Source organism: Acidovorax sp. 22279 (genome assembly GCF_052045435.1).
Lineage (GTDB): Bacteria > Pseudomonadota > Gammaproteobacteria > Burkholderiales > Burkholderiaceae_C > Acidovorax > Acidovorax delafieldii.
Map to the genome: position 1 here is coordinate 60263 of NZ_JBQEOV010000021.1, position 24288 is coordinate 84550.

The window sequence follows — 24288 nt, forward strand, 5'->3', positions numbered from 1 at the left end:
GCAGCAGGGCTCCAACTAGGCGCTTTCGGCGCAGACAGTACGCCTGTACGGCAAGCCGAAACAACGACGCTGGCGCCCTGTTTCACAAGTCCCGCCAACAAAAGCCATGGGCATTAGCCAGTACATCAAGGAAATCGGCCGCGGCGCGCGCGGCGCCAAGCCGCTGACGCGCGAGCAGGCCACGGACCTGTTCGGCCAGGTGCTGGACGGTGCCGTGACCGATCTGGAGATTGGCGCCTTCTGCCTGGCCATGCGCATCAAGGGCGAGACGTCCGAGGAGATGTGCGGCTTTCTGGATGCCACGCACAGCCGCCTGGCGTTGCTGCCCGCCACCGACCGCCCGCTGATCGTGCTGCCCAGCTACAACGGCGCACGCAAGCTGCCGGTGCTGACGCCGCTGCTGGCGCTGCTGCTGGCCCGTGAAGGGTTGCCCGTGCTGCTGCACGGCATGCGCACCGAGGCGCGGCGCGTTTTGGCATCGGATGTGCTCAATGCGCTAGAAGTACCTGCCCTGACAGCTCCTGAAAAGATAGCAAACGGCACGGTGCGCCACATGCACACCCAGCACCTGCACGCAGGGCTGGCACGCCTGCTGGCCGTGCGCGAGGTGGTGGGCCTGCGCAACCCGGGGCACAGCGTGGTCAAGCTGATGAGCCCGTGCGCAGGGCCGTCGGTGGTGGTCACGGCGTACACCCACCCCGAATATTTCGAGATGCTGCAGAGCACCTTCCGCCCCCTGGGGATAAACGCCTTGCTCTCGCGCGGGCTGGAGGGCGAGGTCGCCACGGACCCACGCCGCACCCCCCGCTACGACGGCTTTGTGCACGGCGTGCATACGGTGCTGGAGGCACAACAACCGGGCACGGCCAGCGAGGTGCCCGGCCTGCCCGCCGAGATCGATGTGGCCACCACAGCCACCTACACGCGCCAGGTGCTGGCGGGCGATTTGCCCATTCCACACGCCATTGAACGGCAGGTGGAACATATCTTGCGACTGGTCGATCAAACCGTTTCGGAGACATCCCCATGAGCCGCCCCACGCCGTCCATCACATCGCCCACAGCCCCACCCCACCTGGGCACCGGCGGCAGCTGCACGTTGGTGGGCGCAGGCCCGGGCGACCCGGAGTTGCTCACCCTCAAGGCGCTCAAGGCCATCCAGGCGGCGACCGTGCTGCTCGTGGATGACCTGGTGAGCGATGCCATCGTGGAGCACGCATCGCCCACAGCGCGCATCGTCTACGTGGGCAAGCGCGGCGGCTGCAAAAGCACACCACAGGCCTTCATCGAAAAGCTGATGCTGATGGCCGTGAACGAAGGCGAGAACGTGGTGCGCCTCAAGGGCGGCGACCCCTTCATCTTCGGCCGGGGTGGCGAAGAGGTGGAGCACCTGCGTGCCGCCGGTGTGCAGGTCACCGTCATCAACGGCATCACCGCAGGCCTGGCGGGCCTGACCTCGCTGGGCGCACCGCTCACGCACCGTGAGCATGCCCACGGCGTGGTGTTTGTCACCGGCCACGCCAAGCCCGGTGACGCGGGCACCGACTGGCGCCAACTGGCCGCCACGGCGCGCGACGCCAAGCTCACGCTGGTCATCTACATGGGTGTAAGCGGCGCCGCTACCATCGAGCAAGAACTGCTCACCGGCCTGCCTGCAGACACACCGGTCGCCGTCATCCAGCACGCCAGCCTGCCCCACCAGCGGCATGCCATCACCACCCTGGGCGCGCTGCACGCCACCATCACCCGCGAAGGGCTGGCCAGCCCCTCGGTGATTGTGGTGGGCGATGTGGTGCGCGGAGTCGCACTGGCCGTGCAGGACGCTGGCGCCGTGCCGTTGCAGGCCCGGCGCGCGGGCTGAGCACACACAACGACCCCCACAATTCCACAGTCCCGATTGCGCGCTGCGCAGGTCGGGGATGCACCGTGCGCGAGCGCAAACCAATGTGCTTCAGGGCACGCCCACGCGTTGCGCAGCCGCGTTTTTCATCAAGCCTGCCCCCCGCTCCACAGCACCGCATTGGGTCACGCGGCTGTACACACATTGGCCCGGGTATTGCTTGAAGACATGCATCTGAATGCAACACGCACAAGGAACATCATGGCAGCCTTCCCCCTCCCCGCACGCACTTCCAGCATGCCCACGCTGTCGTCCCCTGCACAGGCTCCATCGCGCGATGGGGGCATGTCGCTCGTCAATCTTGCAGCGCGCCAGCGCATGCTGTCGCAGCGCATGGTGCTGCAAACCGTGCTGGCCGCGCGCGGCAGCGACCTGCACCTGAAGGCCGCGCGCAGCTCGCTCGCGCTGTTCACCGACAGCCAGGCCCGGCTGGTCGACACGCCCCGCCACCTCGATGCCGCCAGCGGCGAAATCATCCGCAAGGCCTACCACGGCCCCCAGGGCGTGGGCGCCACCATCGACGCGTTTGCCCAGCAGGTGGGCACGGCGCTGGACCTGGCCGAGCGCCAGAGCCCGCGCGTGGAAGACGCCCTGGCTAGGCTGGTCGAAACCACCGACGGTGTGCTCGACGCCCTCAACACGGCCACCACCGCGTTCGACCAGGTAAGCAAGGCGCAGTCCGAAACCCTGATGAAAGAGCTGGCCGGCATCGTGGCCTCGATCCAGACCGTGGCCCGCGAGGCCAAGGTGGTCAGCTTCAACGCCCAGGTGATGGCAGCGCGTGCCGGGCAGCACGGGCGCGAGTTTGCGGTGGTGGCCAATGTGCTGTCAGGCATCACCAACGAAATTGACGGCCTGTCCCTGCAGGCGGTGTCATTGGCCGGACGCAGCCGCAACGCGGCCTGAGCAGCACAGCGTGAGGGACAGAGAAAAGGCCCGGGGCGATGCGCCCAGGGCCTTGGAAGGCGCCCACTCAACGGATTACTGCCCGGCGGTTTCTCGCACTTGCTGAAACCGCTGTGCCAGTTCCTTGCGCAGCGTCTTGCGGATCACCGCAGCGTCCCAGCGGCGGCGCTCGTCGGGGGTGGAAGGCGACAGTGGCGGCACCTGCACGGGCTTGCGCGCCTCATCCACCGCCACCATGGTGAAAAAGCAGCTGTTCACATGCCGCACCACCTGCGAACGGATCTCTTCGGCCACCACCTTGATACCGACTTCCATCGACGAGCTGCCCGTGTAGTTCACGCTGGCCAGAAACGTCACCAGCTCGCCCACATGGATGGGCTGCAAAAACATCACCTGGTCCACGCTCAGCGTCACGGTGTAGCAGCCCGAATAGCGGCTGGCGCACGAGTACGCCACCTGGTCCAGCAGCTTGAGGATGGCGCCGCCGTGCACGTTGCCCGAAAAGTTGGCCATGTCGGGCGACATGAGCACGGTCATGCTGAGTTGGTGTGAAGGGATGTTCATGCAGCGATTTTAGAAAGCTGCGTGTGCTGCGTCGCGTGCAAGTTGAGCCCGGCGCACTGCGGGTGGCGGCTTCGCTACACTCGCGCAGCACCTGCTGACCGGGTGCGAGGAGGAACCGATGATCGAACTAGAAAAACTCAACGAATTCACCGAAAGCCACGGCGCATTGCGCACCGGCAAGGGGCTGGTGTCGGGCGTGATTGCGCTCACGCTGGCCATCCTGTGCCTTCTGGGCGTGTTGGCCTTTCACTTCCCCGAGTACCTCACCACGCCGCAGCTGCGCAAGAGCTACGACGTGGCGGTGATACGCAACATCATGCTGGTGGCCATGGCAATTGCGGGCGGCATCTCGTTGGTCAACATCCTGTTCAACCGCGCCCGCTGGCTGGCCACCTTTGCGTTTGCCATCGTGGCGATTGCCGCGCTGCTGGGCGGCCACAAGGTGGAGGTGGACCCGAACTTCCCCGACAACACACCCTACATCGGCCTCGACTGGTTCATCCTGGACCTGCTGGGCAGCTCGCTGATCTTCATCTTCATCGAGAAGCTGTTTGCGCTGCGCAAGGACCAGCCCATCTTCCGCGCCGAGTGGCAGACGGACTTTCACCACTTCATCGTCAACCACATGGTGGTGGGTTTTGTGCTGCTGGCCACCAACCTCATCGTGCACAAGTTCTTTGGCTGGGCGGCGAGCGACGGCATTCGCGGCTGGGTGCAGGGGCTGAACTTCTGGGTGGCACTGTTCCTCATCATCCTGGTGGCCGACCTGGTGCAGTACTGGACGCACCGCGCCTACCACGAGGTGCCCCTGCTGTGGCGCCTGCACGCCGTGCACCACAGCGTCAAAAGCATGGACTGGATGGCGGGCTCGCGCCAGCACATCCTGGAGCTGCTGATCACCCGCACGCTGGTGCTGGCCCCCATCTATGTGCTGGGCTTCAGCAAGGAAGTGATCGACGCATACATCGTGGTGGTGGGCTTCCAGGCCGTGTTCAACCACGCCAATGTGAGCGTGCGACTTGGGCCGCTGCGCTACGTGCTGGTCACGCCCAACTTCCACCACTGGCACCACAGCCAGGACCAGGAGGCGCTGGACAAGAACTACGCCGCGCACTTCGCGTTTCTGGACTACCTGTTTGGCACCGCCGTCAAAAGCACCAAGCTCTGGCCCGAGCACTATGGCGTGCTGGGCGACTACGTGCCCAACGGCTTTGTGAAGCAGTTCAAGTTTCCGTTCACCTGGAAGGGGTGAAGAGTTCTCTTTGACAGGGCCGCTGTCTCAGGGCATCGCCGCCAGCTCTCGCTCCAGCACCCGCAGTTGCTCGCGCAGGGCCTCGGTCCGTTCTTCACACGCGGCTTTGGCATCGGCGGCCTTTTCCGCACCCTCCTGCACAAACTGGTTGCCCGACGGCAGGTTGCCGCGCCGCAGCGGCCCTGCCGTGGCCACGGCATTGGGCTGGGCCGTGCATTCACGCTGGTTGCGCTCGATAGCGGCGCGCGCCTGGGGGATGCCCTGGGTCTGCAGGTAATTCTTGCGCTGCCAGGTGGGGCCAAATGCGCCCTCGGCCGAAGGCGCTGCGGGCGGCTGCACCGGGGTGGCGCCACGGGTGGTGGGGCGCACGTCGATCTTCTCGCCCTCGCCCGCACAAGGCGCGTCCTGGAACGACACCTTGCCATTGGCGTCCGTGCACTTGTTGATGGCCCAGGCGGGGGCCAGGCAGCCCAGCGCCAGGGCACAGATGGAGTAGCGGATCAGAGTCATGGTGTCTTCCTTGGCAGGTCCATGCCACATGCTACCGCGCCGCATGGGGCGGGACGAATCGCACCGTTTTGCGCGGGTGCCGACAGAGCCATGGGTGGATAGACACATGTCCCTAAGATGACGCGCCCCCGGTAGAAACCCGGTGCGTGCCGGGCACAGCGCCCTCCTACCATCGCCGCTCTTCGGGGCCTCGCAGCCCTTTGAATCGGTTTTTTGCTGGAGATGCTGTGTGATGAAGACCCCGAATGCAAATGCGTGGCCCGCCGACCAGGGGCTGCCCCTGGCGCGCCGCCGCAGCCTGGTCCTTGCGCTGGCCGGTAGCGCAGCCCTGGCTGGCCTGCCCGCCCGCGCACAGCCCGCCGGCGGCGGCAAGGGAGACATCCTCATCGGCCGCTCAACCGCACTGTCAGGCGGCATGGCGCCGTTTTTGTCGCCCATCCACGAGGGGCAGGAAGCCGCCGTGGAAGACGCCAACGCCAAGGGCGGCATCGGTGGCCGCAAGATCCGGCTGGTGTCGCTGGACGATGGTTTTGACGCCCGCCGTGCGCTGGACAACGCCAAGCAACTGAGCGAAAAAGACGGCGTGCTGGCACTGTTTGGCGTGGCCGGTACCTCGCAGGTCATGACGCTGCTGCCCTACCTGGCGCAGGCCAAGCTGCCGCTGATCTCCGTGTACACCGGCAGCCCCGCCGTCCGCGCGCAGCAGCACCCCTACCTTCTCACCACCCGCGCCAGCTATGCCGACGAACTGGTGAAGATCGTGCGCAACCTGGTGGCCGTGCAGACCTCGCGCATTGCGGTGGCCTACGAAAACAATGACTTCGGCAAACTGCTGCTGCCCCTGGTCGAAAAGACGGTTGCCGCTGAAGGCGCGACGCTGGCGGGGTCGCATGCGCTGGCCTCGTCGGGTGAAGACGCGAACGAAGCCGCCAAGGCCCTGGCCAGCCAAAAGCCGCAGGCCGTGCTGCTGGTGGCGGCAGGCCCGTCGGTAGTGGCCTATGTGCGGGCCAACCGCGCTCACCTGGGCGTGCCCATCTACACCCTGTCGCTGAGTGCAGGCACCGCTGTGCTCAAGGCGCTGGGCGACGATGCGCGTGGCCTGGCGGTGGCGCGTACGGGCCCCTCGCCCACCAAGCCCACCATTGCGCTCACGCGCGACTTTCAGGCCTCCATGAAGCGCTACGACAAGCCCGTGGACTACGACCGCTACACCGGCTACATGGACGCGCGCGTACTCATTGAAGGCCTGCGCGCTGCGGGGCCTGGCGTCACACGCACCAGCCTGGTCACTGCCATGGAGGGCCTGGGCAATCTGGACCTGGGCGGCTTCGGCTACCAGTTCAGCGCACAGAACCACCATGGGTCCAACTATGTGGACATTGCGGTGGTGGGCACTGGCGGGGTGTACAGGCAGTAAGCGCCGCATCAGCAGTCGCTGGCGGCTTCGGCGCCAGCGGGCCTGCAGGGGGCATGGCACACCGCGTGGGCGTGCCGCAGTGCCCACCACAGCGCCACGCAAAGGCATCACCCTGGCTACCAGGTGCAGCGGACTGCGTCCCACCCGGTGAGTTGTGCCACCAGAACAACAAAAACCCGCACCTTGGGGCAATATCTGCCAAGTTTTTGAGAATAGTTCGCATTTGTATTTAAAATTTTACAAATCCCAGCCAGCCGTGCATCCCGTCGGAGGAGCGTTGCCAGCCAGCCTGCCAACGCATTTCCCCCAGGAGCCCTTTCATGCACGCACCCCGCAGACACCTTGTCTGTGCCCTCCACCCTCTGGCGGTGGCCGCCTTCCTCGCAGCCAACATGATGGGCACCGCCAGTGCCCAGACCACCGCCGGGTCACCAGCGCCCGCAGCCGAACCCTCCCTCTCGGGCACAGCCAACACCGACCAGGTCGTGGAGCCCAAGGCGCTGGACAGCGTCACCGTGTCGGGTGCGCGCGAGAGCGCATCCACCCGCCTCCAGCTCACGCCGCGTGAAACGCCGCAGTCCGTCAGCACGGTGACGCGCGCGCAGATCGAGCGCCAGTCGCTCACCAGCATTGACAGCGTGCTGCGCAACGTGAACGGCATTGCCGTGAGCTTCTACGACACACAGCGCCCGCTGTACTACGCGCGCGGCTTCCAGATCACCGACTTCCAGACCGACGGCCTGCCCAGCTACAGCAGCAGCACCAACCAGGAGTTCGACACCGCGCTGTACGAGCGCATCGACATCGTGCGCGGCGCCAACGGCATTCAGACCGGTGTGGGCGTGCCCTCGGCCACCATCAACATGATCCGCAAGCGCCCGCAGCGTGAGTTTGCAGCGTCTGTAGCGCTCACCGCCGGGTCGTGGAATCTGTACCGGGGCGAGCTGGACATCAACGCACTGCTCAACAGCGACGGCAGTGTGCGCAGCCGCCTGGTCGTGGCTCCGCAGAAAAAAGAGAGCTTCCGCGACCGCTACTCCGAGGACAAGACCGCCCTGCTGGCTGCGGTGGAGGCCGACATCGGCACCGCCACCGTGGTGTCGTTGGGCTACCAGCGCCAGTCCAACGACCCCAAGGCGCCGATCTGGGGCACCATCCCGCGTTTTGCCACCACGGGCGCGCCCATCGACCTGCCGATCTCCACCAGCTTCTCGCCGCCCTGGACGCGCTGGGAGCGCACCTCCGGCACGCTCTACGCCACGCTGGACCACCAGCTCAATGACGACTGGAGCCTGAAGGCCGCGCTGAACCACACCGAGGGCGACACCTTCCGCCTGAGCACCTACGGCTATGGCGCCACCACCAGCCAGGCCCCATTCATCAACCCGGTCACCGGCGCGGGCACCACGCTGTATGCCGCCGTGAGTGGCAGCAGCGAAACGCAGGACACGGTGGACGCCTACCTGTCGGGCAAGTTCGAGCTGGGTGGCCGCAAGCACGACCTGGTGGTGGGCATGAGCTCCACCCGCACCGCCACGCGCACCGATGGCTACACGTCCGTGGCGGGGTGGAGCTACGTGATCCCCAACATCTACACCTGGGACGGCAACGCACCTGCGCCCACGTATTCCAAGACTGGCGCATGGCGCACGCAGATCACGCAGCAGACGGGCTTGTTCGCCTCGGCACGCTGGCGCGTGGCCGACCCGCTGTCGGTGCTCACCGGCCTGCGCCTGACCGACTGGCACCGCCACTCCGACACCTATGGCACCACCGGCAGCTATGCAGGCCGCTCGGCCATCCAGGACGAGAACCGCAAGGTCACGCCCTTCATCGGCGCGGTGTACGACATCACGCCCACCCTGTCGGCCTACGCCAGCTACGCGCGCATCTTCAACCCGCAGAACTACAAGGACCGCAACAACAATCCGCTGTCGCCCGTCATCGGCAGCAATGCCGAGGCTGGCCTCAAGGCCGAGCTGTTCGAGCGCCGCATCCAGGCGCACTTTGCGGTGTTCCAGACCAAGCAAGACAACTTCGGCGTGCGCGACAGCGCCATCACCACACCGCTGCCCGACGGCAGCCTGCCCTACGTGGCCGTGAACGGCACGAAGTCCACCGGCTTCGAGCTGGAGTTCTCAGGCATGGCCACCCGGCAGTGGCGTGTGAGCGCGGGCCTGACCCGCGCCAAGGTCACGCGTGCCCCGACCGACCTGATCTACGCCAACATGCCCGACTACCTGCTGCAACTGGGCACGGACTACCAGCTGTCGGGCGCGCTGGCGCCGCTGTCGGTGGGCGGCAACCTGACCTGGCAAAGCGCCATCGAGGGCTTCAACATCCCGCACCCCAGCGGCACGGTGACGGTGAAGCAGTCGCCCAAGGCCATCCTCAACCTGCGTGCATCCTGGCAGTTCAACCCCAAGGTGAGCGCGACGCTGGCGGTGAACAACGTGACCAACCAGAAGTACTGGGCCAACCTGGACTACGGCAACTATGCGGACCCGCGCAACCTGAGCGTGACGCTGCGCGCAGCGTTCTGACCGGCCGACTAGCAACACAAGAGGGAGAGAGGGGGCGACCGGGGCTTGCGCCGCAGCGGCATCGCGCCGTGCGGAGCAGGCCCCGGGGCAGCCGGGGGACAATCACGCCTTTGTCCCTTTTGATGCCTTCCCGTGTCCCTCCCATTTTTTGACGCCATCATCATCGGCGCCGGCGCTGCCGGCCTGTTCTGCGCGGGCCAGGCGGGCCAGCGGGGCCTGAAGGTCTTGCTCATCGACCATGCCGACAAGGTGGCCGAAAAGATCCGCATCTCGGGCGGCGGGCGCTGCAACTTCACCAACCGCGACCTGGACCCGGCCGCGCCGCACAAACACTTTGTGGGGCAGAACCCGCAGTTCTGCCGCTCGGCGCTGTCGCGCTACACGCCCGCCGACTTCATTGCGCTGGTGCAAAAGCACGACATCCCGTTTCACGAAAAGCACAAGGGCCAGCTGTTTGCCGACCGCTCGGCCGAGGACATCATTGCCATGCTGCTGGCCGAGTGTGAGGCGGGTGGCGTGACCCGCTGGCAGCCCTGTAGCGTCAAAAAAATAGACTTTTTGGCATCAAGCGCTAGTGAATCATGCCGGGGCAGCTATCAAATTGATACTGATCGTGGGCCGGTGTCGGCGGGTGCGCTGGTCATTGCCACCGGCGGCTTGTCCATCCCCAAGATCGGCGCCACCGACTTTGGCTACCGGCTCGCGCAGCAGTTCAGCATCCCGCTCATCGAGCGCAAGCCGGGCCTGGTGCCGCTGACCTTTGACGGCGCGGGCTGGGCGCCGTATGCGCAGCTGGCGGGGCTGGCGCTGCCGGTGCAGATCAGCACAGGTGCCAAGAAAACTCGCATGGCGTTTGACGAAGACCTGCTGTTCACCCACCGGGGCCTGTCGGGCCCGGCGGTGCTGCAGATCTCCAGCTACTGGCAGGAGGGCACGCCCCTGGCCATCAACCTGGCGCCCACGGTGGACCTGCCCGCTGCGCTGGCGCAGGGCAAGGCCCGCTCGCGCAAGCTGGTTGCCAACGAGCTGGCCACCCTGGTCCCAAGCCGGCTGGCCGACGCCTGGGCCAGCCGCGAGGCGGACTGGCAGCGGCCCATCAACGAGGCCAGCGACAAGGCCCTGGCGCGCCTGGCGGAGCAGCTGGCGCGCTGGGAGCTGACGCCCACGGGCACCGAGGGCTACAAGAAAGCCGAAGTAACGCTGGGCGGCGTGGACACGCGCGCGCTGTCGCAGCAGACCATGGAGTGCAAGACGCAGCCCGGCCTGTACTTCATTGGCGAGGTGGTGGACGTGGCAGGCTGGCTGGGCGGCTACAACTTTCAGTGGGCCTGGGCCAGCGCATATGCCTGCGCGCAGGCGCTGCCACTGCCGCAGGCAGAGCCTGCTGGCGCTGCGCACTGACGGACCCGTAAAAGTCCATCAGGCCAGCACAGCGGCCTCCCGCACCGGCGCGCCCGAGGGCTGGTGCTGGCACGCCCAGACCTCCAGCTCCGGCACCGGCAGCGGCCGGCTGAAGTGGTAGCCCTGCAGCTCCTCGCAATCCAGCGCACTCAGCACCTGGGCCGTGGCCAGGTCTTCCACGCCCTCGGCCACGATGCGCAGGCCCAGCGTGTGGCCCAGCGCGATGATGGCGCGGGTGATGGCCATGTCGGCTGGGTTGGCCAGCATGTCGCGCACAAAGGACTTGTCCACCTTGAGGCGGTCGATGTCAAAGCGCTTCAGATAGGCCAGGCTGGAATACCCGGTGCCGAAATCGTCGATGGACAGCTGCACGCCAAGCGCCTTGAGCGCCGCCAGTTGCTGCTCGGCCGCATGGGCGTTGTCCATGAGCTGGGACTCGGTGATCTCCAGCTCCAGCCGGTGCGCGGGCATGCCAGTGCGCAGCAGCAGCGCCTCGATGTCGGCGACCAGCGCGGGGTCTGACATCTGCGCGGCCGACAGGTTGACCGAGATCGACACCCGGGCCAGCGGGTGTGGCATCAAGGCATCGCCCGGGCCCGCCTCCAGCGCCAGCTGCTGCCAGCGCACCCACTGCTCGCAGGCTTGCTGCAACACCCAGCTGCCAATGGCGCGGATCATGCCGGTCTCTTCGGCGATGGGGATGAACTCGCTGGGAGGGATGGAGCCCAGCACCGGGCTGGTCCAGCGCAGCAGCGCCTCCACGCCCAGCAGCTGGGTGCCCTGGGCGCTCAGGCGGGGCTGGTAGTGCAGGCTCAGCTCGTGGCGCTCCAGCGCGCGGCGCAGTTGCTGCTCCATGGTCTGACGGGCCACCGCACGCTGGTCGGTCTCCATGGAATAAAACAGCGCCATGTCGCGGCCGGTGGTTTTGGCCTCGTACATGGCGGCGTCGGCGCGGCGCATGAGTTCGTCAATGTCGCTGCCATCCTCGGGGTACACGGCGATGCCCACGCTGCAGGACACATTGAGTTCATGCCCCTCCACCGGGTGGCTCTGGCGGATGAGCGGGATCAGCCGCCGCTCCACCAGCTGCTGCACATCCTCGCGCCCGGCCACGTCGCGCATCACCACCACAAACTCGTCGCCGCCCAGGCGGCTCACGGTGTCGCGGCTGCGCACGGCCTGCGTGAGGCGCGCGGCCACCGAGCGCAGCAGGCCATCGCCAATGTGGTGGCCCAGCGTGTCGTTGATGGCCTTGAAGCGGTCCAGGTCGATGAACAGCACCGCGACCTTTTCACCCGTGATGGGCGCCTGCGCCAGCGCCATCTGCAGGCGCTGCACGCACAGTGATCGGTTGGGCAGCTCGGTGAGCACATCGTGGTGCGCCAGGAACTGGATGCGCTCCTCGTTGAGCTTGCGGTCGGTGATGTCGATGGCAATGCCGATGTGGTTGGCCACCGCACCGCCCTTGCCCTCGCGCACGGCCGACACCATGAGCCAGGCCGGGTAGGTCTCGCCCGAGCGGCGGCGAAACCGCACCTCGCCCTGCCACGACTCCTTGTCGAGCATGGTGCGCTGGATCTGCACCGACAGCGGCTCGGCGCCCGCCTCTTCCAGCAGAAAGCCCAGGTCTTCGCCAATGACCTCGTAGAAGTCGTAGTGCGTGCTGCGGCAGAACGCCTTGTTCACGCTGATGATCTGCTGCTCGGCGTTCATGATGATGATGCCCTCGGACGAGGCCTCGAACACCTTGGCCCAGAGCTCCAGGCGCTGCTCCATCACCTTGAGCACGTTGATGGGCGTGAAGGCCGTGAGCACCGAGTCGCGCCCCTGGAACTGCAGGCGCCGCGCCGACAGCACGGCCCACGAAGGCTCGGGGCTGCCCTTCCAGCGCACCTCGAACTCATCAACAGAGCCCTGGTCCGCCAGGCGCTGGAAGAAGCGCGCGCGCACGCCGGGCTCCAGCCCCACGGCCCAGGGGTCGGTCTTGCGGCCCCCCAGCCAGTGGGCCGCAGGTGCGTTGGAGTGCAGCACCTCGTGCTCGGGAATCGACGTGACCACCATGGGGATGGGGAAGGCCTCCACCAGCTCGCGCTGGGCCTCGGCCGCACGGGCGCTGGCGGCCAGCTCTTGCTGCAGCACGCGGTCGCGGTCGAGCTGGGACAGCATCTCGTTGAACGCGGTAACCAGGCGGCCGATCTCGTCGCGGCTGGCCCAGTGCGCGCGCAGCGTGTGGTCGCCGCTCTTGCGCACCTCGTCGGCCACGCGGGCCAGTTGCTGCAGCGGTTTGGCGATCTGGCGCGCGACCAGGGTGACGAGCGAAAGGATGCAGCCCAGCAGCACCAGCGCCGTGCCCAAGTGCAACCACATGCGGGCAAACAGGCTGTCGGCGCGCTGGTTCAGCAAACGCTCCAGGTCCACAATGCCCACCGACCAGGCATCGCGCAGCGCGCCCAGCACCTGTGCCTCCTGCACACCCACTTGCGCCACCGTCAGGCGCGACTCGCCCGACGCAATGCCCTGCAGCAAGGCCTGAAAGCCCTCCTGCGCCGCCTTGAGCGCCTCGCGCTGGCGCACGAGCGCGGCCCGCATCTCGGGCGAGCCTGCAATGAAGGCCTGGTTGTAGTCCGACTCGATACCCAGCATCACCGCATCCAGCCGCCCCACCAGCGTCAGCAGCTCGGACGACCACTGCGGCCCGCGCCTTGATGGCGCTGCGTTCAAAAAGCTGACGGTGTCATGCACCGCCTGCAGCAACTCGGGAAACCGCAGCACCACCAGCGACATCACGTAGTAGCTGTCCAGGTCCGGGTCCAGGATCAGGTTGGACTGGTTGCCCACCGTGGTGAGCAACTCACGCCCCTCGCGCAGCAGCTGGCTGCGCAGCCGGGTGAGCGTCTGCGGATCAGCAGCTGGAGCGCCCCCTTGGGGCTGGCCCGTCAGCTGCTGCAGCGCCACGCCAAACCGCTGCCCCACCTCGGCCGTGTGCAGTTGTTCGTCGTGGGCTGCCCGTACGGCGTCCAGGCGGGTCAGCACATCGGCCACCAGCGGAGGCTGCTGCGAAGCATCCAGGAACTGCCCCATCAGCCCATCGCGCACCACGGCCGCATAGGTCGTGCCCACCACTTCCTTGCGCGTGAAATCAATCGCCAGGTATTTTTCGTGGATCAGGATGCTGGAGACGTAGATCACCGCCGTCAGGTCCAGCAGATAGATGAGCATGAGCTTGCGGCCCACACTGAGCCGGCCCAGCCAACCCGATACGCGGTGCATGAATGCCATGGTGTCTGCGGCGGGGCCGCCCGGGCGGATGGCCAGGGCTCTCCACCGGTGAATAGGAGTGTTACAACGTGAAGCAACTTCCGCGCCATTGCGGTGCGGCCCGGCTGTGAGAAGCCCACCGGACGCCCTGTTCGGGGACAGACCGGCAATCCTTGCGCTCTGGGCGTGGATAAAGGCTATAATCTCCGGCTTTGCTGGCAATGCCCCGTCGGCCAAATACTAGTTACAGACGGGGAAACCGCTTTGTACGGACTTGAGGCCCGATCTCCCCAAGCCCCTCTGCAGGCACCATTTGGAAAACATTAGCTAATGACTACGATCCGCGTAAAAGAAAACGAACCCTTTGACGTTGCACTGCGCCGCTTCAAGCGCACCATTGAAAAGCTCGGCCTGCTGACCGACCTGCGCGCCCGTGAGTTCTACGAAAAGCCCACCGCCGAGCGCAAGCGCAAGAAGGCTGCTGCCGTGAAGCGTCACTACAAGCGCGTTCGCAGCATGCAACTGCCCAAGAAGCTGTACTAAGTACCGCTTTGGCCCCGTCCTGATACGGAGTGCCGACAAACCCGCGCTAGGGACGCCAAGCGCGGGTTTTTGTTTTTGGGGTTTGCCAAAAGGCTTTCTGGCGTCGTTGCAACGCCTTGCCGTAGCAACACTACTGTCTGCGGCGTTGACGCCTAGCCAGAAAGCCTTTTGGCAAACCCCTGTTCTTGTCTAAAACCAACCAAGGAAGCCGCCATGAGCCTCAAGGACCAGATCACCGAAGACATGAAAACCGCCATGCGCGCCAAGGACAGCGAGCGCCTGGGCACCATCCGCCTGCTGCAGGCCGCGATGAAGCAAAAGGAAGTGGACGAGCGCATCGTGCTGGACGACGCGGCCGTGGTTGCCATCGTGGACAAGCTCATCAAGCAGCGCAAGGACTCGATCACCGCCTTTGAAGGCGCAGGCCGCCAGGACCTGGCCGACAAGGAAAAGGCCGAGATGGCTGTGCTGCAGGCCTACCTGCCCGAACGCATGTCGGCCGAAGAAACGCTGGCTGCCGTGAAGGCCATCGTGGCTGAGGTGGGCGCATCGGGCCCTGGCGATATGGGCAAGGTCATGGGCGTGGTCAAGACCCGCCTGGCGGGCAAGGCCGATATGGGCCAGGTGTCGGCCGCCGTGAAAGCGGCACTGGCGGGCTGATCGCCCCTGCGGTCGTGCCCACGGTACGACCGGCATCTTTTTGATAGCTGCTAGCGCTTGTAAGACGGGCGCTAGCAGCTATTTTTGCTTCAAACCGAGGCGTTTGCGCCCACACCGGTCTTTGCGCTGCCCGACGCCCACCCGTCGCGAAAGTGCGCCTGCAAAAACTCCACGCACACCCGCACCTTGGCCGAGCGCTCCAGCCGCGTGGGGTAGACGGCCCACACATTGGCCTCCTGCTGCCACTGCGGCAGCACCTGCACCAGGCGCCCGGTCTGCAGGTGCGCGCCCACATCCCACAACGAGCGCAGCACCACGCCACGTCCGTCCACCGCCCACTGCACGGCCATCTCGCCGTTGTTGGCCGACAGCGGGCCGCGCACCTTCACCGACTCTTCCTGCGCACCGCTGCGCAGGCGCCACACGCCAAATGGATGGTCACGCTCCTTGATCACCAGGCAGTCGTGCGCGGCCAGGTCGGCCACCGTGCGCGGCGAGCCCTTGCTCTGCAGGTAGGCAGGCGCCGCACACAACACGCGGTGGTTGTCGGCCAGGCGGCGGGCGATCAGGTGCGGCGCAATTTCGTCGCCCACGCGCACGTCCAGGTCAAACCCTTCGCCCGCCACATCCACCAGCCGATCGAACACTTCCAGACGCACCTGCAGCCCCGGGTGCTGCTCCACCAACCGCGACAGCGCAGGCGCCACGATCTGGCGGCCAAAACCAAAGCTGCTGCTCACCCGCAGCAGGCCGCGTGGCTCGCTGCGCGTCACCGCTACCTCCTGCATCAGCTGCTCCATGTCGTCCAGAATGCGCTGCGCCCAGTGGAAGACGCGCTCGCCCTCCTCCGTCACCGCCACGCGGCGGGTGGTGCGGTGCAGCAGCTTGACCTGCAGGTCCTGCTCCAGCAGGCGGATGCGTTTGCTGACGTAGGCGGGCGAAGTGCCCAGCTCGGTGGCGGCGCCGCCAAAGCTGGCCTTGCGCACCACGGCCGTGAACACGCGCAGGTCTTCGGCTGCAGGATTTTTATGCACGATGTGTGAAGGATAAGGCCACAGTTGGCGGATTGTAGTTATCGGAAGCGCTGGGAACAATGCAGACCATGCCGCTGGCTGCGCCCTGCAGCCGCACCCTCGAAGCCATTGCAAGGACCGCTTGATGACCTTCTCCACTGCCCCCAAAACCTACCGCATCGCCCTCATCGCCGGAGACGGCATTGGCAAGGAAGTGCTGCCAGAAGGCCTGCGCGTGGTGCAAGCCGCCGCAGCGCGTTTTGGCATTGCGCTCGAAACCACTGCCATCGACTGGGCCAGCTGCGACTACTACGCCGCCCACGGAAAAATGATGCCCGACGACTGGAAGGCGCAGCTGGCGGGCATGGACGCGATCTTCTTCGGTGCCGTGGGCTGGCCCGCCACCGTGCCGGACCATGTGTCGCTATGGGGTTCGCTGCTCAAGTTTCGCCGCGAGTTCGACCAGTACATCAACCTGCGCCCCGTGCGCCTGTTCGAAGGCGTACCCTGCCCCCTGGCGGGCCGCCAACCCGGTGACATCGACTACTGCGTGGTGCGCGAGAACACCGAGGGGGAGTACACGTCACTGGGCGGCATCATGTACCAGGGCACCGACCGCGAGATCGTGATCCAGGAATCCGTCTACTCCCGCCACGGCGCCCACCGCCTGCTGAAGTTCGCGTTCGACCTGGCGCAAAGCCGCCCCAAGAAGCATGTCACCCTGGCCACCAAAAGCAACGGCATCGCCATCAGCATGCCCTGGTGGGACCAGCGTGCCGACGACGTGGCCCAGGCCTACCCCGAGGTCACGCTGGATAAGCAGCACATCGACATCCTCACCGCCCGCTTTGTGCTGCAGCCTGGGCGCTTTGACGTGGTGGCTGCCACCAACCTGTTTGGCGACATCTTGAGCGACCTGGGCCCGGCCACCACCGGCACCATTGGCCTGGCGCCCTCGGCCAACCTGAACCCCGAGCGCACGTTCCCCAGCCTGTTCGAGCCCGTGCACGGCTCCGCGCCCGACATCTACGGCCAAAACATCGCCAACCCGATTGCCATGATCTGGTCGGGGGCGCTGATGCTGGACTTCCTCACCCACGGCCAGGGCGCGGGCAGGTTGGCACACGATGCCATCGTGGCGGCCATCGAAGAGGTGATCAAGAGCGGGCCGCGCACGCCGGACCTGGGAGGAAGCGCCAGCACAACGCAAGTGGGACAAGCCATCGCGGAGCACGTTGCTGCCGCCTGATCGGTGCACGGCGCCACGAACGCATCACTGTTTGCAACGAGCGCCCGTCACCAGCCTTGAACTGCCCCAGCACGGCTGCAGCACCGGTACTGCCGAATCGATAGCTGCCCCACTCCACCCTCTGAGCAAGGCCCTATATGAAGCCCGTCACCACCATCTTCTGCACCGCCGCCATGGCCTGGCTGGCCAGCAATACCTATGCATGCAGCTGCAAGCTCGCCTCGGCGGAAGCAAATGCTCCACAGGCCACTGTCGTGTTCAAAGGCGTTGTGACAGAAGAGATCGTCGACCCTGCGAACAAAAACGAGTACCGAGCCCTTTTCAGGCCCACGACCATCTACAAAGGCGATCAGGCCACGGCCATCACGGTGCACACTCGGGGCGACCAGGGAAGTTGCGGCGTGCGGTTCGCCAAGGGGTCCGAGCACATGGTGTTCGCCTTCCAATCAGGCCAACGGCTGCGCACCAGCCTGTGCAGCACCTGGCCCATCTCCAAGAGCTATGCCGGCCATACCGCCGAAGTCGAGAGCCATTTCAACCAGCGCAAGTAAGCGCCCTCAGGCCGCACACACATCGGATGCCCCGTTTTGCCCATGACACTGCGGGGGCGGACTGAGGCGAAGGCGACTGCCGGCTGACCAGCAACGCGCCTTCACTCCTGAAATGATAGCTACCAGCGCGTGAATTACCTGCGCTACACGCCAATTTCACTCAAATATGGCTCTCACCCACCACCTGGGGGCACCCTGAACTGCTCGGTGACGCGCCGCTCGGCGCGCGCCGCAGCAGCAGCCCACCGATCCGTGGCGCTGCGCGCGCCCGCCACGGCCCAACCCAGCGCACGCAGAAACACGACTATGGCAACGGTTCGCACCGGTCGCTGGCGGCCCACAAGGTTTGAAGCAGAGACGGCTCTGGGGGCAGTGGTGTGGGGATGCGGGTGTTTCATGGCCCCGCAATGCTCTCGCCGGGCTTACCATCTGTAAAGTTGAATTCAATGACGATTCACTTCATAAAAGCTGATGCGTAACCTCAATCTCGACCAGTTGCAAACCCTGATCGCCATCGCCGACCTGGGCACCTTTGCGGCTGCCGCGCAGGCGTTGCACCTCGCGCCGCCCACGGTGAGCATGCACATCAAGGAACTGGAATCGCGCCTGGGCGCCGAGCTGGTGGTGCGCGGATGGCGGCAGGCCGACCTCACCCCCGCTGGCGAGGTGCTGGTGCGCGAAGGCCGCCAGCTGTTGCTGGCCAGCGATGACCTGGTGGAACGCGTGCGGCGCCACGCATCGGGCCGCGAAGGCATGGTGCGGGTGGGCGTGTCGGCGGGTGTCAGCACCCGGCTGCTGCCACGCATGCTGGAGGCACTGGCGGCACGCAGCCCCGGGGTTGAAATCCGCCTGGAGGCTGTGGGCTCGGCCGAGTCGATGCAACGGCTCAAGGCCGGTACGCTGGACATTGCCATCGTCGCCAGCCCCCAGCCGCCGCTGGCAGAGGTGCGCCAGACCCCCTGGCGCAACGACCCCATGGTGGCCCTGCTGCCCGCCGCGTGGGATGCACCAGACCGCGTCGGCCCCGACTGGCTGGCCAGCCGGCGCTGGGCATCGTTTGCGCCCGCCACGCAGATGCACGGGTTGATTGCCAACTGGTTTGGTCAGGCAGGCCATCACCCACGCCCCTTTCTGGCCCTGAGCTACCCTGGCGCCCTCAAAAGCCTGGCCGTGGCCAGCCAATGCGCCGCACTGCTACCGATGGAGGAGGTGGAGGACCTGCAGGGCACGCCCGGCGTGCAGATCCGCCCCCTGCAGCCGCCGCTGATGCGCCCCATGGCCGTGGCGCACCGCCACCAGCCACCGCCCTCGTCCGCCGTGGAGGGCGTGCTGGAGTTGCTGGCGGACTTTGCAGATTTCGCAGAGTGATGGCGGGACACACCGCGCGCCGTCACGCGGGCGGCAAGCCCTGGGCGCCCGGGGCAGGCCGAACAGAAGACCGGACAGCAAGCCGCTGCAGGTAGGGTTGCACGAACAGGTACAACCCCGTCAACAGCAGCAGTGCCAGCGGCGGCAGGGGCGCGTACGTGACCCAGTCCCGCGGGTTGCCTGCACCCAGGGCGCGAGCCACAAAATTGGCGATGACGGCCAACGTGAACGCCATCGACACCCAGCGATGGAACCGCCGAATTCCCGCACCGGCGCTCATTGCACACCTCCAGCGGCTAGCTGGATCATCTTCCAGCCGTTGCCCGCCGGGTCCCGAAAGCCCGCGTCCACGTTGCCGTACCGGTCCACGGGCTCCTGTGTGAACTCCACACCCAGGTCGCGCAGCCGGGCATAGTCGGCGCGGCAGTTCGCCACATGGAGCACCAGCGCAGGCATGGCTCCTTTGGCCACCATCGCGCGCAAAGTTTGCGCTGTGGCTTCATCATGGATCGGTGGGCCGGGCCTGAACAGGCCGAGCTGGAAGCCCGGCTGGTCGGGGTGCTGCACCGTCAGCCAGCGGTACGGCCCGTTGCGCACATCCGTGTGCACACGAAACCCGAGCTTGCCCACGTAAAACGTTAGGGCCTCGTCCTGGTCGTCCACATACACGCCCACCACACCAATGCCTTGGTTCGTCGTCATCAGATCTCCTGGTTTGTTGCTGATGTCGGCTTTGTACCTGCAGCCTGGCGACGGCGCTTCTCCGAAACTGCGGTGGTGAGGTCAGGGCGTTGTGCGGCTTTCAATACACAGGCCGGCACCTTGTCGAGTGGCTCCAAGCGGGCCTGGGCCTGAAGGCGCACCGCACTGGGGCTCTGCCCCTTGATGTCGCGAAAGGTGCGGCCGAAGGTGCCCAGGCTCTCCCAGCCGGTGGCAAACGCAATCTCGGTGATGGGCAAGTCCGTGTCGCGCAGCAGCGTGGTGGCCTGTTCGATGCGGCGGGTCAGCAGGTAGCGGTGGGGCGGGATGCCAAACGCCTGCCGGAAGGATCGTGCGAAATGCGCGTCGGAGACGCCGCTGACCTCGGCCAGCCGCTGCACCGGCCAGGCTTCGTGCGACGCAGCGTCCATGTGGTCCTTGGCGCGCAGCAGACGGCGCAACAGGGCCGGGTCTTGCGGCGCAATGGGGTCAGCGGTATGGCCGTTGGCTGGGGGCTTCGGGGAGACGACAGGCATGATGGGCACAGCATATCGCCTGTCCGTCGGCATTCCTGCACCACCTGTACGGCGGCAGGCAAGACCCGCGAGAACCCGCAGGCAAAGACAAGCACTGTGAACAAAGTCACCGTCTTCGCGATGGACCTCACCCGCCATTAGTGCTGCTGAGACGATGGCATGGAATCATCGCGGCATCGCCCGTCGATGACTACCCGGCCATCGGCAGACCTTTCCTCAATCCTCTCGCGAATCATCATGAAGCGTCTTCTCATCCTGGGAGCCACGGGCTCCCTCGGCCGCCACGTACTGCAGCAAGCTGTTGCGGCAGGCCACCAGGTGTCAGTGCTAGTGCGCAACCCTGCCCGGTTGCCCCAGGACCTGCGATCACGCATCACGGTGCACCAGGTGGACCTGGGGTCCGTGGCAATCAGCGCCTTGGCAGACATCATCCGGGGCCACGAGGCGTTGATCAACTGTGCGGGACTCGTCACCGAAGGTCGCGCGTTTGTCGACCTCGTGGACCGCATGGTTTCCAGCGTGGAATCCCTGGCCCCCGCAGAGCGGCCAACCTGCTGGTTTCTAGGGGGCGCTGCGGTGCTCGACATCGGCCAGACAGGCCGCCGGGGTGTTGAACTGCCCAAGGTGCGCGACACCTATTGGCCGCACAAGAAGAACTTTGAGCGCCTGAACACCTCGCCCCTCGATTGGCGCCTGCTGTGCCCGGGACCGATGGTCGACCAACCCGCGCTGGGGATCGCCCGGCTGCGCATCGCCGCGGACCAGCTGCCGGTCTCCGTGCCAGCCTTTGCGGGCAGGCTACCCAGCCCATTGATGCTGCTGCTGTTCGCGTCGAAGGTGCCGCAGATGATCGTTCCGTATGCCGACGCAGCCTCTCTGATGCTGACTCATCTTGAGCCCCGGGATGCGATGTCCCGGCACCGCGTCGGGCTCGCGCTGCCCGTGGGCATGCGCGGGAAGAAAGACACCTGGGCGGCCAAGCCCCGCAGTGCCACCTGACGAAATCCTCCATGAAAAAAGGCCCTCGCAGTCACGAGGGCCTGGGGCGGGAGCGTTGCAGAAAACCCGCATCACAACAGCCACTGGCGGTATCCGCCCGCTGCGGGGACGAAGATCAGCTGCCCGCCACCTTCATGCGGTTGACCAGAATGGAACCCACCGTCTTGGCGCCATAGTTGTAGGCATCCGCGCCCACGGCCTCGATGCCCTTGAGCATGTCCTTGAGGTTGCCTGCAATGGTGATCTCGTGCACGGGGTAGGCGATCTGGCCGTTCTCGACCCAGAAGCCGCTCGCGCCGCGCGAATAGTCGCCTGTGACGTAATTCACGCCCTGGCCCATCAGCTCCACCACAAACAGGCCCGTGCCCAGCTTTTGCAGCATGGCGTCCAGGTTGTCGCTGGCTTGCGTGAGGCGCGATGTCATCACCAGGTTGTGCGAGCCTCCGGCGTTGCCCGTGGTCTTCATGCCCAGCTTGCGGGCCGAGTAGCTCGACAGGAAGTAGCCCTGCACGCGACCACCCTGCACCACCTTGCGCGGCGCCACGCGCACGCCTTCTTCGTCAAACGGCGAGCTGCCCTTGCCACCCAGGATGAAGGGGTCTTCCAGGATGTCGATGTGCTTGGGAAAGACCATCTTGCCCAGCGAGTCGAGCAAGAAGCTGCTCTTGCGGTACAGCGAGCCGCCACTGATGGCCTGCACAAAACCGCCCAGCAGGCCAGCGGCCAGGGTCGACTCAAACAGCACGGGGCATTGCGTGGTGGGGATCTTGCGGCTGCCCAGGCGGCTCAGCGCACGCTGCGCGGCGTAGCGGCCCACAGCCTCGGGCGAGGCCAGGTCGGCTGCGTTGCGCATCGAGCTGTACCAGGCGTCGCGCTGCATTTCGGCGTTCTTGCCGGGCAACGAGGCGATGGGGGCCACCGAGAAACTGTGGCGCGAGCTGGCATAGCCACCGCGAAAGCCGCGTGTGTGAGCGCTGAAGAAATGGCTTTGCTGGGCCGACACTCCAGCACCTTCGCTGTTGGTGATGCGGCGATGCGTCTTGAAAGCCGCGGCCTCGCAGGCCTTGGCCATCTCTGCGGCTTCTTCGCTGGTGATGGCCCAGGGGTGGAAGAGTTGCAGGTCGCGGTGCGTCTCCTGGGGCGCGATATCGTCGGCGTCGGGCAGGCCAGCCACGGGGTCTTCGGCCGTGAAACGGGCGATGTCATAGGCCGCTTGCACGGTCTGCTCGATGGCCTTGGTAGAAAAGTCCGACGTGCTGGCGTTGCCTCGGCGGTGGCCGATGTAGACCGTCACGCCCAGCGACTTGTCACGGTTACGCTCCACGTTCTCCAGCTCACCCTTGCGCACGCTGACCGACAGGCCACAGCCCTCGGACGCCTCGGCGCCCGCGTCGGTCGCACCGAGCTTTTTGGCATGGGCCAGGGCGCGGTCCACCAGGTCTGCAAAAAACGGGCGGCTGTAGCTGAAGCCGCTGTCAGGGGTGCGGGAGGTGGCAGCTGCGGGCACAGCAGCCAGCGCGCCGGGGGTGCGCGGGGCGCGGTTGGAGGGTTTGTTCATAGCGGCAGCTATGATACTTGCCACTGCGGCGCACCCTGCGCCCGCCTCTCTTTGCCCCCACCCCATGTCACGCAAACCCAAAAAAGGCTACTTTGTGCGAGGCCAGTTTGTTGCCGAAGGCAGCGAACTGGACATTCAGCTCAAGGCCGAACTCAAAGGCACGCCCGATGCCAGCCGCACCGATCTCAAGCGCGAGAGCGACGAACTGCAGGACCTGGGCAAGGAGCTTTTGAACCTGCGCGCCGACCTGTTCGACGCCGTGGGCCTGCCCGACAAACTGGTGGAGGCGCTGGCCGAGGCCAAGCGCATCACCAACTTTGAAGGCAAGCGCCGCCAGATGCAGTATGTGGGCAAGCTCATGCGCAAGCTCGAACCAGAGCTGGTACAGGCCGCCCGCCAGGCGCTGGAAGAACAGCACAAAGGCTCTGCCACCGAAAAGCTGCAACTGCATCTGGCCGAGCAATGGCGCGACCGCCTGATTGCCGACGACGACACGCTGGCCGCGTGGATGGCCGAGCACCCCGACACCGACACCCAGCAGCTGCGCGCGCTGATCCGCCAGGCCCGCAAAGATGCGCAGCCTGCGGGCAAGGAGGCCAACGTCCAAGTCTCGCAAGGCCTGGCGCCCCGCAAGGGCCGTGCATACCGCGAGCTGTTCCAACTGGTGCGCGAGCACCTGGGAGGCACCGGCACGGCAGATGCCAGCGACACCGACGAGGACAACGACGATGAGTGAAGCCGTCCACGACGCCGTCAAGATCGGCATCGTATCGATCAGCGACCGCGCCAGCAGCGGCGTCTATGAAGACAAGGGCCTGCCTGCCTTGCAGGACTGGCTGACGCGCGCGCTGTACAACCCCATCACCTTCGAGTCGCGCCTGATCCCCGACGAGCAGGCCGGCATCAGTGCCACGCTGATCGAACTGGTCAACGCAGGCTGCAGACTGGTGTTGACGACTGGCGGCACCGGCCCTGCGCTGCGCGACGTAACGCCCGAGGCCACGCTGGCCGTGGCGCACAAGGAGATGCCGGGCTTTGGCGAGCAGATGCGCCAGATCAGCCTGAAGTTTGTGCCTACCGCCATCCTCTCGCGCCAGGTCGCTGTGATCCGAGACCAGAGCCTGATCATTAATCTGCCTGGTCAGCCGAAGGCGATTGCCGAGACGCTGGAGGGGCTGAAGGACGCCAACGGCCAGCAGATCGTGCCGGGCATCTTTGCCGCCGTGCCTTACTGTGTGGACCTGATCGGCGGGCCGTATCTGGAAACGCGGGATGAGGTCTGCAAGGCGTTCCGGCCCAAGAACGCTGTCCGGCCCAAGACCGCCTGAACCGCCTGCGGGCCAACGCTGGCCCACGGGCGAA

General features: G+C 66.0%; 23 protein-coding genes. 15 read left to right on the forward strand and 8 right to left on the reverse strand.

Going from position 1 to position 24288, the window contains the following annotated elements; genetic code table 11:
* Positions 1-106 precede the first annotated feature (106 nt).
* From ybiB to ACTJKQ_RS22210, 3 genes are all read left to right on the forward strand, one after another.
* Positions 107-1030 carry a DNA-binding protein YbiB gene (ybiB, locus tag ACTJKQ_RS22200; RefSeq protein WP_440598078.1) on the forward strand — a complete coding sequence of 308 codons (924 nt, stop codon included), beginning with the start codon at positions 107-109 and terminating at the stop codon, positions 1028-1030.
* Entirely contained in the window at positions 1027-1860 is an 834-nt protein-coding gene (gene cobA / locus ACTJKQ_RS22205) for a uroporphyrinogen-III C-methyltransferase (RefSeq protein WP_440598079.1), read from the forward strand. Before ybiB ends, cobA begins: the two co-directional genes overlap by 4 nt.
* Before the next feature lie 240 nt (positions 1861-2100).
* A complete protein-coding gene (locus ACTJKQ_RS22210; protein WP_440598080.1) occupies positions 2101-2805 on the forward strand; it encodes a methyl-accepting chemotaxis protein in 705 nt (234 codons plus the stop codon).
* 75 nt (positions 2806-2880) lie between these two features.
* Here ACTJKQ_RS22210 and ACTJKQ_RS22215 read toward each other — a convergent pair whose 3' ends face one another.
* The gene (locus ACTJKQ_RS22215; protein ID WP_056058237.1) at positions 2881-3369 is read right to left on the reverse strand and encodes an acyl-CoA thioesterase; all 489 of its coding nucleotides are present in this window, start codon (positions 3367-3369) and stop codon (positions 2881-2883) included.
* 118 nt (positions 3370-3487) lie between these two features.
* Here ACTJKQ_RS22215 and ACTJKQ_RS22220 point away from each other — a divergent pair, with 118 nt between their 5' ends.
* Positions 3488-4621, forward strand: a complete 1134-nt coding sequence (locus tag ACTJKQ_RS22220; protein WP_056743951.1) for a sterol desaturase family protein — start codon at positions 3488-3490, stop codon at positions 4619-4621.
* A 27-nt stretch (positions 4622-4648) separates the two neighbouring features.
* On the opposite strand, the gene ACTJKQ_RS22225 is transcribed toward ACTJKQ_RS22220, so the two are convergent.
* The gene (locus ACTJKQ_RS22225; protein WP_440598081.1) at positions 4649-5131 is read right to left on the reverse strand and encodes a DUF4124 domain-containing protein; all 483 of its coding nucleotides are present in this window, start codon (positions 5129-5131) and stop codon (positions 4649-4651) included.
* Between the two features lie 232 nt (positions 5132-5363).
* Between ACTJKQ_RS22225 and ACTJKQ_RS22230 the strand changes: the two genes are divergently transcribed.
* The 3 genes from ACTJKQ_RS22230 to ACTJKQ_RS22240 all read left to right on the forward strand — a co-directional run bounded on the left by ACTJKQ_RS22230 (position 5364) and on the right by ACTJKQ_RS22240 (position 10492).
* Complete coding sequence (locus ACTJKQ_RS22230; RefSeq protein ID WP_440598082.1) at positions 5364-6548, forward strand: ABC transporter substrate-binding protein; 1185 nt, start codon at positions 5364-5366, stop codon at positions 6546-6548.
* 320 nt (positions 6549-6868) lie between these two features.
* Positions 6869-9091, forward strand: a complete 2223-nt coding sequence (locus ACTJKQ_RS22235) for a TonB-dependent siderophore receptor (protein WP_440598083.1) — start codon at positions 6869-6871, stop codon at positions 9089-9091.
* A 132-nt stretch (positions 9092-9223) separates the two neighbouring features.
* On the forward strand, positions 9224-10492 hold the full coding sequence (locus ACTJKQ_RS22240) for an NAD(P)/FAD-dependent oxidoreductase (protein WP_440598084.1): 1269 nt from the start codon (positions 9224-9226) through the stop codon (positions 10490-10492).
* Positions 10493-10510: 18 nt separating this feature from the next.
* Here the strand turns inward: ACTJKQ_RS22240 and ACTJKQ_RS22245 are convergent, their stop codons facing one another.
* Positions 10511-13771, reverse strand: a complete 3261-nt coding sequence (locus tag ACTJKQ_RS22245; protein ID WP_440598085.1) for an EAL domain-containing protein — start codon at positions 13769-13771, stop codon at positions 10511-10513.
* A gap of 309 nt (positions 13772-14080) precedes the next feature.
* On the opposite strand from ACTJKQ_RS22245, the gene rpsU reads away from it, so the two are divergent.
* The gene (rpsU, locus tag ACTJKQ_RS22250) at positions 14081-14293 is read left to right on the forward strand and encodes a 30S ribosomal protein S21 (RefSeq protein WP_007833691.1); all 213 of its coding nucleotides are present in this window, start codon (positions 14081-14083) and stop codon (positions 14291-14293) included.
* Between the two features lie 213 nt (positions 14294-14506).
* The gene (locus tag ACTJKQ_RS22255; protein WP_121942334.1) at positions 14507-14953 is read left to right on the forward strand and encodes a GatB/YqeY domain-containing protein; all 447 of its coding nucleotides are present in this window, start codon (positions 14507-14509) and stop codon (positions 14951-14953) included.
* Positions 14954-15042: 89 nt separating this feature from the next.
* Here the strand turns inward: ACTJKQ_RS22255 and ACTJKQ_RS22260 are convergent, their stop codons facing one another.
* On the reverse strand, positions 15043-15987 hold the full coding sequence (locus tag ACTJKQ_RS22260; RefSeq protein WP_056058218.1) for a LysR substrate-binding domain-containing protein: 945 nt from the start codon (positions 15985-15987) through the stop codon (positions 15043-15045).
* A gap of 124 nt (positions 15988-16111) precedes the next feature.
* Between ACTJKQ_RS22260 and ACTJKQ_RS22265 the strand changes: the two genes are divergently transcribed.
* From ACTJKQ_RS22265 to ACTJKQ_RS22275, 3 genes are all read left to right on the forward strand, one after another.
* Complete coding sequence (locus tag ACTJKQ_RS22265) at positions 16112-17215, forward strand: tartrate dehydrogenase (protein ID WP_440598086.1); 1104 nt, start codon at positions 16112-16114, stop codon at positions 17213-17215.
* A 137-nt stretch (positions 17216-17352) separates the two neighbouring features.
* Positions 17353-17766 (forward strand): hypothetical protein, encoded by a 414-nt coding sequence (locus tag ACTJKQ_RS22270; protein WP_260668135.1) that lies wholly within the window; start codon positions 17353-17355, stop codon positions 17764-17766.
* 471 nt (positions 17767-18237) lie between these two features.
* Positions 18238-19134, forward strand: coding sequence for a LysR family transcriptional regulator (locus ACTJKQ_RS22275; protein WP_440598087.1), 897 nt, complete (start codon positions 18238-18240; stop codon positions 19132-19134).
* Between the two features lie 22 nt (positions 19135-19156).
* Here ACTJKQ_RS22275 and ACTJKQ_RS22280 read toward each other — a convergent pair whose 3' ends face one another.
* Genes ACTJKQ_RS22280 through ACTJKQ_RS22290 form a run of 3 tightly spaced genes read right to left on the reverse strand, consistent with a single transcriptional unit; the run spans position 19157 to position 20369 of the window.
* Positions 19157-19414, reverse strand: coding sequence for a hypothetical protein (locus ACTJKQ_RS22280; protein ID WP_440598088.1), 258 nt, complete (start codon positions 19412-19414; stop codon positions 19157-19159).
* Complete coding sequence (locus ACTJKQ_RS22285; RefSeq protein ID WP_440598089.1) at positions 19411-19836, reverse strand: VOC family protein; 426 nt, start codon at positions 19834-19836, stop codon at positions 19411-19413. Before ACTJKQ_RS22285 ends, ACTJKQ_RS22280 begins: the two co-directional genes overlap by 4 nt.
* A complete protein-coding gene (locus tag ACTJKQ_RS22290) occupies positions 19836-20369 on the reverse strand; it encodes a helix-turn-helix domain-containing protein (protein WP_440598090.1) in 534 nt (177 codons plus the stop codon). The genes ACTJKQ_RS22285 and ACTJKQ_RS22290 overlap by 1 nt, the downstream gene beginning before the upstream one ends.
* A gap of 237 nt (positions 20370-20606) precedes the next feature.
* On the opposite strand from ACTJKQ_RS22290, the gene ACTJKQ_RS22295 reads away from it, so the two are divergent.
* Positions 20607-21368, forward strand: a complete 762-nt coding sequence (locus tag ACTJKQ_RS22295) for an NAD(P)-dependent oxidoreductase (RefSeq protein ID WP_440598091.1) — start codon at positions 20607-20609, stop codon at positions 21366-21368.
* Positions 21369-21483: 115 nt separating this feature from the next.
* Here ACTJKQ_RS22295 and pmbA read toward each other — a convergent pair whose 3' ends face one another.
* Positions 21484-22926, reverse strand: coding sequence for a metalloprotease PmbA (gene pmbA, locus ACTJKQ_RS22300; RefSeq protein WP_440598092.1), 1443 nt, complete (start codon positions 22924-22926; stop codon positions 21484-21486).
* Positions 22927-22990: 64 nt separating this feature from the next.
* On the opposite strand from pmbA, the gene yjgA reads away from it, so the two are divergent.
* Together yjgA and mog are read left to right on the forward strand one after the other, a co-directional pair.
* Positions 22991-23662 carry a ribosome biogenesis factor YjgA gene (gene yjgA / locus ACTJKQ_RS22305; protein ID WP_056058197.1) on the forward strand — a complete coding sequence of 224 codons (672 nt, stop codon included), beginning with the start codon at positions 22991-22993 and terminating at the stop codon, positions 23660-23662.
* Positions 23655-24254, forward strand: coding sequence for a molybdopterin adenylyltransferase (gene mog, locus ACTJKQ_RS22310; protein ID WP_440598093.1), 600 nt, complete (start codon positions 23655-23657; stop codon positions 24252-24254). The genes yjgA and mog overlap by 8 nt, the downstream gene beginning before the upstream one ends.
* Positions 24255-24288: the final 34 nt, after the last annotated feature.